The sequence below is a fragment of the Phycicoccus sonneratiae genome (assembly GCF_016887965.1).
Classification (GTDB): Bacteria; Actinomycetota; Actinomycetes; order Actinomycetales; family Dermatophilaceae; genus Phycicoccus; species Phycicoccus sonneratiae.
The window spans coordinates 43730-60433 of record NZ_JAFDVD010000016.1 but is presented as its reverse complement, the minus strand read 5'-3'; the positions used below and the strand labels follow the sequence as shown (position 1 = coordinate 60433).

At 73.3% G+C, this 16704-nt stretch carries 15 protein-coding genes; 9 read left to right on the top strand and 6 right to left on the bottom strand.

Annotated features, from left to right (window positions below; translation table 11 throughout):
* Positions 1–4: 4 nt before the first annotated feature.
* Both JQN70_RS14650 and JQN70_RS14645 read left to right on the top strand, forming a co-directional pair.
* Positions 5–1207: an acyl-CoA dehydrogenase family protein gene (locus JQN70_RS14650; protein ID WP_239111652.1), complete on the top strand. Its 1203-nt coding sequence runs from the start codon at positions 5–7 to the stop codon at positions 1205–1207.
* Positions 1208–1397: 190 nt separating this feature from the next.
* Complete coding sequence (locus JQN70_RS14645) at positions 1398–2609, top strand: MFS transporter (protein ID WP_204132101.1); 1212 nt, start codon at positions 1398–1400, stop codon at positions 2607–2609.
* Here JQN70_RS14645 and JQN70_RS14640 read toward each other — a convergent pair.
* The 4 genes from JQN70_RS14640 to JQN70_RS14625 form a co-directional block, all read right to left on the bottom strand.
* The gene (locus JQN70_RS14640; protein ID WP_204132100.1) at positions 2590–4368 is read right to left on the bottom strand and encodes an MDR family MFS transporter; all 1779 of its coding nucleotides are present in this window, start codon (positions 4366–4368) and stop codon (positions 2590–2592) included. The two genes, JQN70_RS14645 and JQN70_RS14640, sit on opposite strands and share 20 nt — an antisense overlap.
* On the bottom strand, positions 4365–4841 hold the full coding sequence (locus tag JQN70_RS14635; protein ID WP_204132099.1) for a MarR family winged helix-turn-helix transcriptional regulator: 477 nt from the start codon (positions 4839–4841) through the stop codon (positions 4365–4367). The genes JQN70_RS14640 and JQN70_RS14635 overlap by 4 nt, the downstream gene beginning before the upstream one ends.
* Before the next feature lie 102 nt (positions 4842–4943).
* Positions 4944–5420 (bottom strand): SRPBCC family protein, encoded by a 477-nt coding sequence (locus JQN70_RS14630; protein ID WP_204132098.1) that lies wholly within the window; start codon positions 5418–5420, stop codon positions 4944–4946.
* Positions 5420–6268, bottom strand: a complete 849-nt coding sequence (locus JQN70_RS14625; RefSeq protein ID WP_204132097.1) for a maleylpyruvate isomerase family mycothiol-dependent enzyme — start codon at positions 6266–6268, stop codon at positions 5420–5422. The genes JQN70_RS14630 and JQN70_RS14625 overlap by 1 nt, the downstream gene beginning before the upstream one ends.
* 27 nt (positions 6269–6295) lie before the next feature.
* Between JQN70_RS14625 and JQN70_RS14620 the strand changes: the two genes are divergently transcribed.
* The 5 genes from JQN70_RS14620 to JQN70_RS14600 all read left to right on the top strand — a co-directional run bounded on the left by JQN70_RS14620 (position 6296) and on the right by JQN70_RS14600 (position 11333).
* Positions 6296–8275, top strand: coding sequence for a bifunctional copper resistance protein CopD/cytochrome c oxidase assembly protein (locus JQN70_RS14620; RefSeq protein WP_204132096.1), 1980 nt, complete (start codon positions 6296–6298; stop codon positions 8273–8275).
* Between the two features lie 229 nt (positions 8276–8504).
* A complete protein-coding gene (locus JQN70_RS14615; protein ID WP_204132095.1) occupies positions 8505–9311 on the top strand; it encodes a nitrilase-related carbon-nitrogen hydrolase in 807 nt (268 codons plus the stop codon).
* Between the two features lie 13 nt (positions 9312–9324).
* Entirely contained in the window at positions 9325–10701 is a 1377-nt protein-coding gene (locus JQN70_RS14610; RefSeq protein ID WP_204132094.1) for an FAD-binding oxidoreductase, read from the top strand.
* Positions 10702–10787: 86 nt separating this feature from the next.
* Complete coding sequence (locus JQN70_RS14605; protein ID WP_204132093.1) at positions 10788–10973, top strand: hypothetical protein; 186 nt, start codon at positions 10788–10790, stop codon at positions 10971–10973.
* Positions 10974–11081: 108 nt separating this feature from the next.
* Positions 11082–11333, top strand: a complete 252-nt coding sequence (locus tag JQN70_RS14600) for a DUF6458 family protein (protein ID WP_204132092.1) — start codon at positions 11082–11084, stop codon at positions 11331–11333.
* 130 nt (positions 11334–11463) lie between these two features.
* On the opposite strand, the gene JQN70_RS14595 is transcribed toward JQN70_RS14600, so the two are convergent.
* Entirely contained in the window at positions 11464–13335 is a 1872-nt protein-coding gene (locus tag JQN70_RS14595) for an acyl-CoA dehydrogenase (RefSeq protein ID WP_204132091.1), read from the bottom strand.
* 142 nt (positions 13336–13477) lie between these two features.
* Here JQN70_RS14595 and JQN70_RS14590 point away from each other — a divergent pair, with 142 nt between their 5' ends.
* Complete coding sequence (locus JQN70_RS14590; protein WP_204132090.1) at positions 13478–14731, top strand: low temperature requirement protein A; 1254 nt, start codon at positions 13478–13480, stop codon at positions 14729–14731.
* Positions 14728–15258 carry a hypothetical protein gene (locus JQN70_RS14585; RefSeq protein ID WP_204132089.1) on the top strand — a complete coding sequence of 177 codons (531 nt, stop codon included), beginning with the start codon at positions 14728–14730 and terminating at the stop codon, positions 15256–15258. The genes JQN70_RS14590 and JQN70_RS14585 overlap by 4 nt, the downstream gene beginning before the upstream one ends.
* Positions 15259–15285: 27 nt before the next feature.
* On the opposite strand, the gene dacB is transcribed toward JQN70_RS14585, so the two are convergent.
* Positions 15286–16623 carry a D-alanyl-D-alanine carboxypeptidase/D-alanyl-D-alanine endopeptidase gene (gene dacB, locus JQN70_RS14580; RefSeq protein ID WP_204132088.1) on the bottom strand — a complete coding sequence of 446 codons (1338 nt, stop codon included), beginning with the start codon at positions 16621–16623 and terminating at the stop codon, positions 15286–15288.
* Positions 16624–16704 lie beyond the last annotated feature (81 nt).

The following is a 16704-nucleotide window of genomic DNA, read 5'->3' as shown; positions in this document are numbered from 1 at the left end:
CCCCATGAGCTCGTCGACGATGCCGAAGCGCCCCTCCGACCCCCTCGACGTCGTCGACGTCGACTCGATGCTCACCGACGAGGAGAAGGCCATCCGGGCCACGGTCCGGCAGGTGTGCGACGACCTCGTCGAGCCGCACGTCGTCGAGTGGTACGAGAAGGGCGAGCTGCCGGTCGCCCGCGAGCTCGCCAAGGAGTTCGGCACGGTCGGCCTCCTCGGGATGCACCTCGAGGGGTACGGCTGCGCGGGGATGTCGTCGGTCGACTACGGCCTGGCCTGCCTCGAGCTCGAGGCGAGCGACTCCGGTATCCGCTCGCTCGTGTCGGTGCAGGGCAGCCTGGCGATGTACGCCATCCACGCCTTCGGGTCCGAGGAGCAGAAGCAGGAGTGGCTGCCGAGGATGGCCGCCGGCGAGGCGATCGGCTGCTTCGGCCTCACCGAGCCCGACCACGGGTCCGACCCCGCCTCGATGCGCACCCGCGCCCGCCGCGACGGCGACGACTGGGTGCTCGACGGCTCGAAGATGTGGATCACCAACGGCTCGATCGCCGACGTCGCCGTCGTCTGGGCGAACGCCGGCGAGGAGCACGGCGGCATCCGCGGCTTCGTGGTCCCCACGGACACACCGGGGTTCGAGGCGCACGTCATCAAGAACAAGATGTCGCTGCGAGCCTCGGTGACCGCCGAGCTGACCTTCCGCGGGCTGCGGCTGCCGGCCGACGCCGTCCTGCCGGAGGCGCAGGGGCTCAAGGGGCCGCTGTCCTGCCTGTCCGAGGCGCGCTTCGGCATCGTCTGGGGCTGCCTCGGAGCCGCTCGCAGCGCCCTCGAGGCCGCCCGGCGCTACTCCGTCGAGCGCACCCAGTTCGACCGGCCGATCGCCGGCTTCCAGCTGACCCAGGCCAAGCTCGCGCACATGTCGACCGAGCTCCAGCTGGGACGGCTGCTCGCCCTGCACCTCGGCCGGCGCAAGGACTCGGTCGGGCTGCGTCCCGAGCAGGTGTCGGTCGGCAAGTACAACAACGTCACCAAGGCGATCGAGATCTGCCGCACCGCGCGCACCATCCTCGGCGGCAACGGCATCAGCGGCGAGTACCCGGTGATGCGGCACGCGAACAACCTCGAGTCGGTGCTCACGTACGAGGGCACGGTCGAGATGCACACGCTCGTCATCGGGCAGGCGCTCACCGGCGAGGCCGCCTTCCGCTGACCTCCATCGCGGGCTACACCGCAGTACGTGTCGTGATCACAGCGAGTACTGCGGGGTAGCCCGCGCCGGGTGCGGAGGCGCCGGAACCGGTTTGTCGGGCGCCGGGGCGCGGGAGCACACTGGACACGACCCCCTCACCACGCTCGACCCGGCCGGGACCTCCGGCGGTCGCCCGACCGACGAGGCATCCGTGCTCGCGCCCTACCGCCCCCTGTTCGCCGTCCCCGGTGCCCTGCCGTTCATCGCCGGCACCGCCCTCTCGCGCACCGGTGGGGCGATGTTCGGGGTCGCGGTCATCGTCATGGTCAGCGAGCGGCAGGGGTCCTACGGCCTGGCCGGCGCGGTCTCCGCCGTCGGCCTCGCGGTGCTCGCGGTCGCCGGGCCCGTGCTCGGCCGGCTCATCGACAAGCACGGCCAGCGCCGGGTGGCCCGCCCGTTCGTCGCGCTGTCGGCCGTCGCCGGCCTCGGCACGGCGCTCGCGTCGTGGGCCGGGGCCCCGGTCTGGACGCTCTTCGTCCTCTACGGCGTCAGCGCCTTCCTCCCCGAGCCCGGGCCGATGTCGCGGGCCCGCTGGGCGCACATCTTCCGCGACGACCCCGACCGCCTGCACACGGCGATGTCCTTCGAGCAGGTCGCCGACGAGGCGTCCTTCGTCATCGGTCCGGTCGTCGCGGTGCTCGTCTCGACGCTGTGGTTCCCCGAGGCCGGCCTCGTGCTCGCCGAGGTCCTCTTCACCGTCGGCGTCCTCACCTTCCTCGCCGCCCGCTCCACCGAGCCCCCGGTCGTGCCGCACGGCGAGCGACCGGCCGGGCTGGCCGTCCGCCGGCCCGGGCTGCTCCTCGTCGCCTCGGCCCTCGTGATGACCGGGATCATCTTCGGCGCCAACGAGGTCGTGGCCGTCGCCTATGCCGAGGCCGACGGCAACGCCAGCCTCTCGAGCCTCGTCCTCGGCGGGTTCGCCGTCGGGTCGACCCTCTCCGGCCTGTGGTTCGGGGCCCGCACCTTCCGCTCGACGCTCACCCGCCGGCTGCTCGTGGCGGCCACGGCGATGCTCGTCCTCGAGGTGCCGGCCCTGCTCGTCGCGAACACCTGGCAGCTGACCGTCGTCATGGTCGTCGCCGGCTCGGCGACGGCGCCGATGCTCATCACCAGCCTGTCCCTCGCGCAGCGGCTCGTCCCGGCCGCGCTCGTCACCGAGGGGATGGCCGTGGCGGTCACCGGCATCCTCGTCGGCATCTCCGCCGGCTCGGCGGTCGGCGGCTGGGCGATCGAGGTCCTCGGGCCGCAGCGCGCCTACGCCGTGCCGGTCGCCGCGGGGCTCGTCGCCGTGGCCATCATCGCGGTGCGCGCCCGGCACCTCGAGGGTGCCGAGCGCGCCCGGCTCAGCTCGCCGGTGCCGTAGCCGGCGCGTCCTCGGGGGCCGTGGCGCCGGCCGAGCGCTCGCTGTAGGCCGACCCGCGCCGCAGCTCGACCTGCGGCAGCAGGGCGAGGACGACGATCGCGAGCACCATGACGGCCGAGCCGACGAGGAAGACGACGTCCATCGCCTCGGAGAACCCCACGAGGAACGGCTTGGCCAGCCGGGGGTCGAGCGAGGAGAGGAACGAGCTGTCCTGCAGCACACCGCTGGCCGCGGCCGTGCCGCCACCCTGCGACTGCTGGAGCTGCTGGGCGAACGCGGCGTTGGCCGGGTCGCGCAGCGCGGCCTGGAAGTCCGGCGTCGGGGCGAACCGCTGGAAGGCCGCCGCGATCTTGTCGGGCGCGAGCGAGAACAGGATGGTCAGGAAGACCGCCGTGCCGATGGTGCCGCCGATCTGGCGGGTGAAGGTGGCCGTCGAGGTCGCGACACCGATCTGCTGCGGCGGCACGGCGTTCTGCACGGCCAGGGTGAGCGGCTGGAAGTTGAAGCCGAGGCCCAGCCCGAAGAAGACCATGACGACCATCGTCTGCCACAGCGGGGTGTCGAACGCGACGTAGTGGAAGGCGAAGAGCGACAGGGTGAGCAGCACCGCGCCGGTGACCGGGAAGATGCGGTAGCGCCCGGTGCGGCTGATGATCTGGCCGGAGGTGATCGAGCCGGCCATGATGCCGAGGGTCAGCGGCAGCAGCAGCAGGCCGGCCTCGGTGGGTGTGGCGCCCCGGACGATCTGGAGGTAGAGCGGCAGCGCCGCGAGGCCACCGAACATCGCGACGCCGATGACGACCGAGGCCACCGACGAGATGCCGACCGTGCGGTTGCGGAACATCGCCATCGGGAGGATCGCCTCGTCGCCCATCCGCGACTCCTGCCAGAAGAACGCGACGGCCGCCACGACGCCGATGACGTAGCAGACGACGGCGTTCGTCGAGGTCCAGCCCCACTCGCGGCCCTGCTCGGCGACGAGCAGCAGCGGCACGAGCGAGACCGACAGCAGGGCGGCGCCGAGCCAGTCGATGCGGTGGTCGAGCCGGCGGTGGTGCAGGTGCAGGGTCTTGGTGACGAGGCCGAGCGCGAGGATGCCGACCGGCACGTTGACGAGGAAGACCCAGTGCCAGCCGGTGATGCCGAACAGGGTGTCGCGCCCGGCGAAGAAGCCGCCGATGACCGGGCCGAGCACCGACGAGGTGCCGAACACCGCGAGGAAGTAGCCCTGGTACTTGGCCCGCTCCCGCGGCGGCACGACGTCGCCGATGATGGCCAGCGCGAGCGAGAAGAGGCCGCCGGCGCCGAGGCCCTGCACGGCGCGGAAGAACGCGAGCTCGGTCATCGAGGTCGACAGGGTGCAGAGCACCGAGCCGACGACGAAGATCGAGATGGCCGTGACGAACAGCTTCTTGCGGCCGTAGATGTCGCCGAGCTTGCCGTAGAGCGGCGTGACGATCGTCGAGGTGATGAGGTAGGCCGTCGTCGCCCACGCCTGGTGGTCCAGGCCCTTGAGGTCGTCGGCGATCGTGCGGATCGAGGTCGCGACGATGGTCTGGTCGAGCGCGGCGAGGAACATCCCGGACATCAGGGCGATGAGGATGGTGACGATCTGCCGGTGGGTCAGGGCGCCGTCGGTCGCCGGACCGGAGTCGGCGACGTGGGCGCCGGGGGTGGCGCCGGCGACGTGACGGCCCGGGCCGCCGGCGGTCGAGTGGCTCGTCGGCTGGTCGGGGTCCGCGTGGCGTGCTGTGGTCATCGGTCGGTCCTCTGGGTCGGGTCGGTCAGGGAGGTCTCGAGGTCCGCGGCGAGGCGGGCCAGGTGGGCGGTGAGGTCGCGGACGTCGTCGTCGGACCACTCGGAGAGCAGGCCCTGGAGCCAGCGGTCGCGGCCCTCGCGCAGGGCGAGGAGGAGGTCGGTGCCGGCGTCGGTGACGGCGAGGACGTGCGCCCGGCCGTCGGCGGGGTCGGGCTGGCGGACGACGAGGCCGTGCTCGACGAGCGTGCTCACCTGGCGGCTGACCGTCGAGACGTCGGAGTGCACGGCGTCGGCCAGCTCGGAGACGCGCATCGTCGCGCGCTTGAGGTTGAAGAGCAGCGGGTAGGCCATCGGGTCGACCTGCTCGTGGTGGCGCGGCGCCCGGGCGCGGGCGACGTGCATCAGCTTGAGGACGCGCACGAGCTCGTCGCCGAGCAGCGCCGTCGGCGTCGACTCGGCGGTGCGGAAGGGCATCGGAACTCCTCGTCGGGGGGAACACAGTTGTTTGCAGCATACAACCATTTGCGGCGACCGTGTCCCGACCTTCGACAGGTGGGCGTGGGGCGGGGCCCTTCCTCAGGCGGTGCGCGCGCCGAGGTGGTGGAGCAGGTTCTGCGAGAACCGTTGTCCCATGAGCGTGACGACGCCCTTCATCGCGGCGGTGACCGCCGGCCGGGTGACGGCCGGGAAGGGCAGCTCGACGGTGATCGCCATCGAGGTCTCGAGGTGGGTTCCCGCCGGGTGCGGCGCGAGGGCGTACCAGCCCTCGACCCCGGCGCTCTCGTGCCCGGTGCCGGCCGCGGGGTCGTGGGTGAAGCCGATGCGGTCGGGCTCGTCGAAGGCCATCCGCTCGGTGAAGGTGAAGGAGAAGCTGCGCCCGAGCACCGGCACCCGGGTCATCTCCCACACCCAGTGCTCGCCGCGCTCGGTGACCCGGTGGAGGAACGGGGTGAGGTGGGCGATGAGGTCGGGGTCGGTGAGGGTGGCCCAGACCTCGTCGGGGTGCGCGGTGACGGTGGCCGCCGAGCGGGTCGCGGTGGAGAACGAGGCCATCAGGGCGTGATGGCGAGCGCGGCGAGGACCCGGCGCGCGACGTCGTCGTCGCCGGAGACCGTGACGGGCAGGTCCTCGGGGGCGCGGCGGCCACCGGCCAGGCGCATCGCGACGCGCGTGGACATCGAGAGGGTCGTCGTCACGACGTCGGGGTGCTCGACGTCCTCGCCGATGAAGAGCGGGATGCCGACCGCCCGGCCGTCCTGCTCCTCGACGCGGGCGCCGACGCGGCCGACGGTCGGCCCGGTGAGGTCGAGGACGACGGCGTTGCCGGGCTCGATGCCGGCGTCCTTGGCGACGACGCGAGGGAGCTGGCGGAAGACCCAGGCCACGCTCGTGGCGGCGGCCGGGCCGTCGAGCCCGCCGGGGCGCTCGAGCGCCTCGCGCAGGTCCTGCTCGTGCATCCAGACGTCGAAGGTCCGGACCGCCACGAGGTCGACGAGGCGCGTGGGGCCGAACGGGCCCTCGACCTCCTCCTCGCCGGTGACGCCCTCGGCCCGGTAGGCGGCCAGCCGCTCGGCGAGCCGCCACTCGAGCTCGTCGAGCAGGTCGTCGAGGGTGCGTCCGCGCCGCGACTCGACGAGCCGCTCCATCCGGGCGCCGAACGCGTGGCGGACGTGGGCGTGGCCGCTGACGTCGAGGTCGGGCACGGGGTCGCCGGCGACCGCGGCCTCCGCGCTGGCGACGTGCGCGACCTGGTCGAACACCGTCCACCCCGGGCAGTCGGTGGCGTGGCCCTCGTCGCCGGGGCGGAGGGTGCGGCCGAGGTCGAGCACCGACTGCACCGTCTGGGCCCAGGCGTCGACGGCGCCGGCGAAGTCCGTCGGGGCGGGCGGGTGCAGCGACATCCCGCCACAGTACCTACGCTGGAGGACATGGCCGTCCCGCAGCGCAACCCGCTCGTGCAGCCGCTGTCCGCGGTGGTGGGTGCCGCGCTGCTCGCGCTCGTCCCGGCGGCCCTGCTCACCGGGGCGGTGGCGCCGCTCGCGCTCGCCGACGCCGGGCCGTTCGTGCGGTGGATGGTCCCCGTCACCGACGCGGTGGCCGTGCTCGCGTCCGTGACCACCGTCGGGCTGCTCGGGCTGGCCGCCTTCCTCGTCCCCGAGCGGGCGAGCACCGACCGGCGCGGGGAGGCCGTGCGGCTCGCCGCGACGAGCGCGACCATCTGGTTCGTCGCCGCCGTCCTCGAGCTCGTCGTCACCTTCGCCGACCTCGCCGGGACGCCCCTCACCGCCCCCGAGCTGCTCGGCCAGCTCGTCTCCTTCACGTGGTCGCTCGAGACGACCCGGGTTCTCCTGCTCAGCGCGCTCGCGGCGCTCGTCGTGGCCGTCGCGGCGCGGGTCAGCCGGCGCCGGGCGCCCATCGCCTGGCTCGGCCTCGTCGCCTTCGTCGGCGTCCTCGTCAAGTCGCTCACGGGTCACGCGGCGGGGTCGGCGAGCCACGAGGACGCCGTCAACGGGCTCGCCGTGCACCTGCTCGGGGTCGTCGTCTGGGTCGGGGGGCTCGTGGCGCTCGTCGTCATGCGCTCGCGGCTGGGGCGCGACCTCGGGGCCACGGTGGCGCGCTACTCGACGTTGGCGCTCTGGTCGTTCGTCGCCGTCGCGGCGTCGGGCACCCTTCAGGCGTGGATCCGGATCGGTTCTCCCGCAGGCCTCCTCACGGCGTACGGCGGGGTGGTGCTGGCCAAGACCGTCGCGCTCGTCGCGCTCGGCGTCATCGGCTGGCGGCACCGGCGCAACCTCGTCGAGCGGCTGGCCACCGACCCGTCCGACGGCCGGGCGTTCGCGCGGCTCGCGACGGCCGAGGTCCTCCTCATGGGGGTGGCCACCGGTCTGGCGGCCGTCCTGGCCCGCAGCCTCCCGCCCGTCCCCGACGCCCTGCCGGACCCCGGCATCGTCCTCAACCTCACCGGCTCCCCCGACCCCGGGCCGATCTCCGGCGCCGACTGGTTCCTCACCTGGCGGATGGACTGGCTGTTCGTCGCCGTCGCCGTCCTCGCCGTCGGGCTGTACGTGGCGGGGGTCGTGCGGCTGCGGCGGCGCGGTGACGCCTGGCCGGTGCTGCGGGTCGTCCTCTGGGTGCTGGGGTGGGCGCTCTTCGTGTGGGCCACGTGCGGTGCGCCGGGCATCTGGGGCCGCGTGCTCTTCAGCGCGCACATGGTGATGCACATGGCCGTGGCGATGATCGTGCCGCTCTTCCTCGTGCCCGCGGCCCCGGTGACGCTGGCCCTGCGGGCGCTGCCGACGCGGCGCGACAAGACGTGGGGGCCGCGTGAGCTGCTCCTCCAGGTGGTGCACTCGCGCGCGCTGCGGGTGCTCGCCAACCCGGTGGTCGCGGCGGCGTTCTTCTTCTTCAGCCTCGCGGCCTTCTACTACACGGGCCTGTTCGACCTCGCGCTGACGACCCACACGGGTCACCTGCTGATGATGGCCCACTTCCTCCTCACCGGGTACCTGTTCGTCTGGGTGATGATCGGCATCGACCCGGGCGTGCCCCGGTGGTCGCCGCTCATGCTCCTCGTCATCCTCTTCGCGACCGTGTCGTTCCACGCGTTCTTCGGGGTGGCCCTCACCGGGAGCACCTCGCTGCTCGCGCCCGACTTCTTCACGGCGATCAACCTCCCGTGGGGCCCGGACCCGCTCGCCGACCAGCACACCGCCGGCGAGATCGCGTGGGGCATCGGGGAGGCGCCGACGCTGACGCTGGCCGTCATCGTCGCCGTGCAGTGGTTCCGCAGCGAGGCGCGCGAGACCGCCCGCCTCGACCGCAAGGCCGACCGCGACGGCGACGCCGACCTCGCCGCGTACAACGCCCGGCTCGAGCAGCTGCGCGAGGAGGCCGAGCGGCTCGGCTGAGTGGGAACGGTGCGCCGCTCGCGCGAGCGGGTGCGGTGCGCCGGTCCGGCCGGCGGCGCAGCCGTCCCGGGGCGGGCGCAGCCGTCCCCCGGGCGGGCGCAGCCGTCTTGGGGCGGGCGCAGCCGTCCCGGGGCGGTACTGATGTCCTCCAGCGATCCTTGCCGGTCGGGCGTCCGGTCCCAGGGCGCCGCGGCCGCGGCCCCGGCCCACCGTGGGGGAGGATGGACGCATGCGCATCGCCGTCGTCCAGCTCGCCTACGGGGACGAGGAGCCGCGCGCGGCCCGGGTCGAGCGGGTCGCCCGCCTCGTCGCCGACCTCCGCGGCCACGACCTCGTCCTCCTGCCCGAGCTCTGGGCCCCCACCGGCTTCGACTACTCCGGCTGGGACGCCGCCGCCGAGCCGCTCGACGGACCCTGGGCGGCCGCCATGGCCGACGCGGCGCGGGCGCTCGGGGCCACGCTGCACGCCGGGTCCTTCGTCGAGCGGCTCCCCGAGCCCGGGCCCGACGGCAACACCCTGGCCAACACCTCGCTCGTCTTCGCGGCCGACGGCGACGTCGTCGCCACCTACCGCAAGGTGCACCGCTTCGGGTTCGGCAGCGGCGAGCCCAAGCTGATGGAGGCCGGTCAGGACGTCGTCGTCCTCGACCTGCCGGACGGCGCCGGCGGCAGCATCCGCACCGGCCTGTCCACCTGCTACGACCTGCGCTTCCCCGAGCTCTACCGCCGCCAGCAGGAGGCCGGCGCCGAGCTCCTCCTCGTGCCGGCGGCCTGGCCCGCGGCGCGCGTGGCGCACTGGACGCTTCTCGGACGGGCCCGGGCGGTCGAGGACCAGTGCGTCGTCGTCCAGGCCAACACCGGCGGCACCCACGCGCGCACGCCGATGGGTGGGCACAGCCAGGTCGTCGCGGCCACGGGCGAGGTCCTCGCCGAGGCGGCGCACGGTGACGAGGCCGTGCTCTCGGTCGACGTCGACCTCGCCGCCACGTCCGCCTACCGCGAGGCCTTCCCCGTCCTCGCCGACCGCCGCCTCTGAGAGGGTGGTGCCCATGACCACCGACGCCGTCGCCGCCGTCGCCGAGCTCGTCCAGGCCCTGCCGCAGGGAGTCGTCACCACCGACCCGGCCGCCCTCGAGAAGTACCGCCACGACTGGACCCACGACGCGAGCGCCGACACCCCGCTCGCCGCCGTCCGCGCCGAGGACGCCGGCCAGGTGCAGCAGACCCTGCGCTGGGCGACCGCGCACGGCATCGGCGTCGTCCCCCGCGGCGCCGGCACCAGCCTCTCCGGCGGCTCGATGGGCGTCGACGGCACCGTCGTCCTCAGCCTCGAGCGGATGCGTGCCGTCGAGATCGACACCGCCGCCCGCGTCGCCGTCGTCGAGCCCGGGGCCCTCAACGTCGCGGTGAAGAACGCCGCTGTGGCAGAAGGCCTCTGGTACCCACCGGACCCCAGCTCGTTCGAGATCTGCTCGATCGGCGGCAACATCGCCACCAACGCCGGCGGCCTCTGCTGCGTCAAGTACGGCGTGACCACCGACTACGTGCTCGGCCTCGACGTCGTCCTCGCCGACGGCACGCTCGTCACCCTCGGCGGCAAGCGGGTCAAGGACGTCGCCGGCCTCTCGCTCCTCAAGCTCTTCGTCGGCTCCGAGGGCACCCTCGGCATCGTCACCCGCGCGATCCTGCGCCTCGTCCCGGCCCAGGCCCCGCGCTCCACCGTCATCGCCTTCTTCCCCACCGTCGCCGACGCCGCGGCCGCCGTCATCGAGCTCGGCCGCACCGTGCGCGCCTCGATGGTCGAGCTGATGGACCGCGCCTCGATCAACGCCGTCGAGGACTTCCAGCCGATGGGCCTGGACCGTGACTCCGGCGCCCTCCTCCTCATCCAGTCGGACGCCCCGGGCGCCTCGCGCGAGGAGGAGGTCGCGGCCATCGTCGCCGCGTGCGAGGTCACCGGCGCCAAGGAGGTCGTCGCCACCGACGACCCGGACGAGGCCGAGATGTTCGTCCAGGCCCGGCGGGTGCACTTCACCGCCCTCGAACCCCGGGGCGCAGTCCTCCCCGAGGACGTCGGCGTCCCCGTCCCCCAGCTGCCGGCCCTCCTCGCCGAGGTCGAGGCCATCGCCCAGCGGCACGAGGTCGAGATCCCCGTCGTCGCGCACGCCGGCGACGGCAACACCCACCCGGCGATCGTCTACGACCCCACCGACCCCGACTCCGAGCGCCGCGCCCGGCTGGCCTTCGACGACATCATGCGCGCCGCCATCGACCTCGGCGGGACGATCACCGGCGAGCACGGCGTCGGCCGGCTGAAGAAGGGCTCGCTCGAGGCCCAGCTCGGCCCCGACGTCATGGCCCTCAACCGCCGGGTCAAGGCCGCCCTCGACCCCGACGGCATCCTCAACCCCGGTTCCTTCGTCTGACCCGACCTCCTGTACACCGGATCGGTCGTGTGCGACCCTGACCGGACAGGGGCCCGGAGGCACCGGGCGCCGGAGGGAGGGACGCCATGTGGTGGTTCATCGGGTTGCTGGCGCTCATCGTGGTGCTCGGGGTGGTGCTCGACCGGCGCCGCCGGGGCACCGGCACCCGCTCGGAGTTCACCGGTGACGCGCCCTACGGGGCGGAGTCGGCCGCCTCACGCGTGAGCCGCGGTGGCCCCGGCTTCGGCAGCGGCGGGGGCGGGGCCGGCTGACGGTCCCGAGGACCCCGGTCGAAGGAGTTTGCACAAACCTTCGACGGCCGGCGTCGTCGCAGGTAGGGTCGGTGCGCCAGCCGACCCCGTGCCCCAGAGGAGACCCCCATGTACATCGGACTCGGCATCTTCCTGCTCGTCGTCGGAGCCATCCTGACCTTCGCGGTCGGTGACAGCGTCGACGCCGTCAACCTCACGATGATCGGCTACATCCTCATGGCCGGCGGCGTGCTGGCCATCCTCCTGTCCTTCCTCGTCCAGGCCGGCGGCCGCCGGGGCCGGGTCACGACGACGCGCGAGAGCCACGTCGACCCCGCCACCGGCACGCGGGTCGACCGCACCGACATCGACCCGCACTGACGGCACCCGCCGCAGGCAGTCGCAGCACGCGCCGACGGCCCGTCCCCCACCGAGGGGGACGGGCCGTCGCCGTGTGGGCCGGGCCGGGAGCGCGCTCCGGGCTGCGCTCCCGACCCGGGGTCGAGGTGGCTCAGAAGGCCGACTCGGGGAGCTCCATCAGCTCGTTGTCGGTGGCCTCGGCCATCGCGCGCTCCGCCGAGAGGCGGGGCAGCACCTGACGAGCATAGAACTGCGCGGCCGCCACCTTGCCCTCGTAGAAGTCCTTGTCCCTGCCCTCGGCCCCCGCGGCGAGCGCGTCGAGGGCCACGGCGGCCTGCCGCAGCAGCAGCCAGCCGACGACGAGGTCGCCGGCGCCGAGCAGCAGCCGCGAGGTGTTCTGGCCGACCTTGTACAGGTTCGGCAGCTCACCCCCCTGGCGCGGGTCGGACTTCATCAGCTCGCCGACCATGTAGCCGAGGATGCCCTGGACGTCCTCGACGCCCTGGCCGAGCAGCTCGCGCTCGCGGTCGATGCGCCCGCCGTGGGCGCCGAGGTCCTTGGCGAACTCCTGCATCTGGGTCGCGAGGTGGGTCAGCGCCTGCCCCTTGTCGCGGACGATCTTCCGGAAGAAGAAGTCCATGCCCTGGATGGCGGTCGTGCCCTCGTAGAGGGTGTCGATCTTGGCGTCGCGGACGTACTGCTCGACCGGGTAGTCCTGGAGGAAGCCGGAGCCGCCGAAGGTCTGCAGCGACTCGGTGCCGAGCAGCACCCAGGCCCGCTCCGAGCCCAGGCCCTTGACGATCGGGAGCAGCAGGTCGTTGACCCGGTTCGCGACGTCGGCCGCCGAGCCGGTCTCGAACGACTGCTCTCCGGTGGCCAGCACGTGCTGGTCGACGACGTCCTGCTGGCTCGCGGTGAAGAGCACGAGCGCGCGCAGGCCCTCGGCGTAGGACTTCTGGAGCATCAGCGAGCGGCGGACGTCCGGGTGGTGGGTGATGGTGACCCGGGGCGCGCTCTTGTCGGTCATCTGGGTGAGGTCGGCGCCCTGGACGCGCTCCTTGGCGTACTCGAGCGCGTTGAGGTAGCCGGTGCTCAGGGTGGCGATCGCCTTGGTGCCCACCATCATCCGGGCGTTCTCGATGACGTGGAACATCTGCGCGATGCCGTCGTGCACCTCGCCGAGGAGGGTGCCGGTGGCCGGGGCGTCGCCGCCGAAGGTGAGCTCGCAGGTGGGGGAGACCTTGAGGCCCATCTTCTTCTCGACGTTCGTGACGTAGACGCCGTTGCGCTCGCCGAGCTCACCGGTCTCGAGGTCGACGTGGTACTTCGGGAGGATGAAGAGGGACAGGCCCTTGGTGCCCGGCGCGCCGCCCTCGGGGCGGGCGAGGACGAAGTGCACGACGTTGTCGACCATGTCGGACTCGGCGCTCGTGATGAAGCGCTTGACGCCGGTGAGGGTCCACGTGCCGTCGCCGTTGTCGACGGCCTTGGTGCGGCCGGCGCCGACGTCGGAGCCGGCGTCGGGCTCGGTGAGCACCATCGTGCAGTGCCAGCCCTTCTCGACGATCCACTTCGCGAGCTGCTGCTGCTCGGGGGTGCCGAGGGTGTGCAGGAGCTTGGCGAAGGAGTACGAGGCCGCGAACATCGCGAGCGCCGGGTTGGCGCCGAGGAGCATCTCGTTGACCGCCCAGCGCAGGCTCGGCGGGGCGACGGTGCCGTCGAGCTCGGCCGGCAGGTCGATGTTCCAGAAGCCGCTCTCGCGGTAGGCCTCGAAGCTCCTGGCGAACGACGCGGGCATCGTCACGGCCTGGCTCTGCGGGTCGTAGACGGGCGGGTTGCGGTCGGCGTCGGCGAAGGACTCGGCGATCTCGTGCTCGGCGAGCCGGGAGACCTCCTTGAGCATCTCGCGCGCGGTGTCGGCGTCGAGCTCCTCGTAGGGGCCGGAGCCCAGGACGTCCTGGCGACCGAGCACCTCGAAGAGGGTGAACTCGATGTCGCGCAGGTTGCTCTTGTAGTGGCCCATGGTGGTCCTCCCGGAGACGTCGCAAAGTGAGCGCTTGCTCATCAGTGTGCTACCAGTGGGTAACAAGCGCAAGCAGCAGGGGTGTTCCCGATGGGCCGCGCGCTGCCCCGTGGGGTGCTCGTGGCGACGGCATACTCGGGGCGTGAGCATCGTCCCCGTGCCGCTGCGCCGGCCCGTCGTCGCCCGCGAGCGCACCGAGCGCCACCGCGTCGCGACCCCGCTGGAACTGCTCTTCGACCTCGTCTTCGTCGTCGCCATCGCGAGCAACGCCGCCGAGCTCCACCACGGGCTCTCCGCCGCGCACTACGGCACCGTCGTCGGCTACACGATGACGTGGTTCGCGATCTGGTGGGCGTGGATGAACTACACGTGGTTCGCCAGCGCCTACGACAACGACGACGTCGTCTTCCGGCTGCTGACCTTCGTCATCATGACCGGCGCGTTGTTCATCGCGGCCGGCGTGCCGGACATCTTCGCGGACGGGCAGTCCACGACCGTCGTCATCGGGTACGCGATCATGCGCTTCGCGATGGTCGGCCTGTGGTTGCGGGCGGCGGCGGGTCATCCGGAGGGCCGCCGGACCGCCCTCTGGTACGCGGGAGGCATCGCCGTCGCCCAGGTGCTGTGGATCGCGCGGTTGTGGGCGCCCGACTCCTGGCTCGTGCCGTCGTTCTTCGCGCTCGTCGCCGTCGAGCTGCTGGTGCCGGTGCTGGCGGAGGGCCGGCACGGCTGGACGCCGTTCCACCCGCACCACATCGCCGAGCGCTACGGCCTCCTGACGATCATCGTGCTCGGCGAGGTCATCCTCTCGTCGGTGCAGGCCGTCCAGGGCGTGATGGCGGCTCCGGCCGAGGGGCCGGCCGGGTCCGGCGGTCACACCGCGCCCTACGCCACGGAGGCGGCCTCGGGCCTGGGCTGGGGGATGGCCCCCCTCGTCGTCGGAGGGCTGCTCATCGTCTTCTCGCTGTGGTGGTCCTACTTCGCGCGCGACAACGCGACGATCCTCGAGAACCCGCGCGCGGTGTGGATCTTCGGGTACGGGCACCTGCCGGTGTTCGCGTCCGTCGCCGCCGTCGGGGCCGCCCTGGCGGCCGCCGTCGACGTCGTCCAGGGCGCCTCGGAGGCCGGCCCCCGGCCGGTCGCCCTCGCGCTGGCCGTGGCCGTGGCCGTCGTGCTGCTCGCCGTGTCGGGACTGCACGCGCTCGCGGGCGACGAGGGCGTCGGGGTGGTCGTGCCCGGTGCGCTGGCCGGCGGGCTGTGCCTCCTCGTGGCCCTCGTCGTCCCGTCGATGGCGTGGGCGGTGCTGCTCATCGGGCTCGTGCTCGCCGGCCTGGTCGCCCACAAGGTCTGGGTCACCCGCGCGGCGGCGCCGCGTGGTGTCGAGGTGGTGGCGTGAGCGGCGCCGACGACGTCCTCGCCGAGGCGCGGGCCCACATCGAGGAGGGCTCGGCGTGGAAGGCGCGCGACCTGCTCGCGGCGCACGTCGAGACGCGTGAGGACGCCGAGGCCCTGACGATGCTGGGTCACGTGCTCCACGGGATGGGGGACCTGCCGCGGGCGGGCGCGATGTGGTTCGCGGCCGGGACCAAGGGTCCGGAGGCCGACGCCGCCGTCGCCGCCTGGCGCGAGCAGTCGGGCGACGACTTCGCCGTCATGTGGCGCTCGCTGCCCACGCCGGTGCGCGAGGAGCCCCGGCCGGCGCGCATCGAGGCCCTGCACGCCAAGGCCCTCGACGCGGACCCGCGGCTCGACGCCGACCCCGAGCCCTTCGTCCGCACCGGCGAGCTCGTCGCTGCCCCGGAGGACGAGGCCGACGGCGTCGACGGCGCGCAGGTCATCGGCTGGATCCTCGCGGCGCTCTTCGTCGTCGCGGCCGTCATCGGCGTCGTCACCGTCCTCGGCTGGCTGGTGCCGGGCGGCTGACGGGCCGGCTCGGCCGACGGGCTCGGGTCAGTAGCAGCCGTTCACCGTCGCCGCGAGCATGTCGACGTCCTTCTTGAGGGTCGTCGACGAGGTCTTGCCGTTGACGACGAACGCGAAGACCTTGACCCGGCCGTCCTTGGCGACCGTGAACCCGGCGAGCGAGACGACGTCGTTGAGCGTGCCGGTCTTGGCCCACACCTTGCCGGCGGCGCAGCTGGACGGCGCGGTCGTGAAGCGCGAGTACTTCGCCGCGAGCGTGCCGGTCCGCCCGGCCGTGGGGATGGCGGCGGCCGAGCGCATCGGCGCCAGCGCGGAGTAGTCGGTGTTCAGCCCGCGGTCGACGACCCGGGCCAGCTGCAGGCTCGAGAGCCGGTCGGAGCGGGAGAGCCCCGAGCCGTCGTAGAGGGCGCTCGCCGAGAGGCCCTGGCCGGTGAGGACGGACGACTGCGCGGAGCGCGCCCCCGTCCACGAGCTGCCCTTGCCCTTCTTGATGCCGACGATCTTGTGCAGCGCCTCGGCGATCTCGTTGTCGCTGTTGAGGAGCATCCGGCTGACGATGTCGGAGAGCGGCGCGCCCTGCGAGGAGGCCATCACCGAGGCGTCCGTGGCCGCGTTGCCGCGGCCGATGTAGCTCACCGTGGGGATGCCGTGCGCCCTGACCCGGTCGCGGAAGTAGGTGCCGACGTCGACGCTGGTGTCGGCGACGTCGCGCTGGTCGCGGACGAGCCCGCGCACGGGGGTGATCGAGTCGGGGACGTAGCTGGACTTCCAGCCCGGCGCCAGCGTGGGCGTCGGGAAGACGTCGTCGTCGGCGTAGACCCGGGCCGAGGTGACGCCCCGGCTCTTGAGGACGGCGGCCGTCGTCGTCGCGAGCCGGTCGATGTCGGCGCTCGTGAGGCTCGGGTCGCCCGAGCCCTGGATGATCGCCTGGTTGCTGTTGGGTCCGCTGCGGACGGTCGTCGTGAAGCGGTACGAGGGGCCGAAGACGGTCAGCGCGTTGTGGGCCGTGACGAGCTTGGTCGTCGAGGCGGGCATCAGGGCGGTCGTGGGGTTCTTGGTCCAGATGACCCGGTTGGAGACCGAGTCGAAGACCGTGCCGGAGAACGACGCCCCGAAGCGGGCGGTCGTCGCGCGGCTGGTCAGGGCGGAGGCCATCCGGGTGTCGGCGCTGGTCAGCGCGTAGACGGGGGCGAGGGCAACGGGGCGCGGACCGCCGGGCGGGAGCGTCGCAGCGTGGGTGCCGGCCGTGGCCGCGGGGGCGAGGCCGAGAAGGGCCAGGCCGAGCGCGGCGACGAGGGCGGTGCGCATCGAGCGCGTCCTGCCGGTGCGGCTGCGGGGGCGGGGGGAGCGGGCGAGCTGGGGCATGGCGTTCCTCGCTGGTGTCACGGCACTGACTCCGCTGCCCCTGCACGCGGTGGCAGGAGGCTAACCCCCCGGGGGTGTCGG

Coding starts and splice junctions, on each gene's coding strand:
- JQN70_RS14650 (WP_239111652.1), top strand. CDS start 5: ATGAGCTCGTCGACGATGCCGAAGCGCCCCTCCGACCCCCTCGACGTC.
- JQN70_RS14640 (WP_204132100.1), bottom strand. CDS start 4,368: ATGACCACAGCACGCCACGCGGACCCCGACCAGCCGACGAGCCACTCG.
- JQN70_RS14635 (WP_204132099.1), bottom strand. CDS start 4,841: ATGCCCTTCCGCACCGCCGAGTCGACGCCGACGGCGCTGCTCGGCGAC.
- JQN70_RS14630 (WP_204132098.1), bottom strand. CDS start 5,420: ATGGCCTCGTTCTCCACCGCGACCCGCTCGGCGGCCACCGTCACCGCG.
- JQN70_RS14625 (WP_204132097.1), bottom strand. CDS start 6,268: ATGTCGCTGCACCCGCCCGCCCCGACGGACTTCGCCGGCGCCGTCGAC.
- JQN70_RS14620 (WP_204132096.1), top strand. CDS start 6,296: ATGGCCGTCCCGCAGCGCAACCCGCTCGTGCAGCCGCTGTCCGCGGTG.
- JQN70_RS14615 (WP_204132095.1), top strand. CDS start 8,505: ATGCGCATCGCCGTCGTCCAGCTCGCCTACGGGGACGAGGAGCCGCGC.
- JQN70_RS14610 (WP_204132094.1), top strand. CDS start 9,325: ATGACCACCGACGCCGTCGCCGCCGTCGCCGAGCTCGTCCAGGCCCTG.
- JQN70_RS14605 (WP_204132093.1), top strand. CDS start 10,788: ATGTGGTGGTTCATCGGGTTGCTGGCGCTCATCGTGGTGCTCGGGGTG.
- JQN70_RS14600 (WP_204132092.1), top strand. CDS start 11,082: ATGTACATCGGACTCGGCATCTTCCTGCTCGTCGTCGGAGCCATCCTG.
- JQN70_RS14595 (WP_204132091.1), bottom strand. CDS start 13,335: ATGGGCCACTACAAGAGCAACCTGCGCGACATCGAGTTCACCCTCTTC.
- dacB (WP_204132088.1), bottom strand. CDS start 16,623: ATGCCCCAGCTCGCCCGCTCCCCCCGCCCCCGCAGCCGCACCGGCAGG.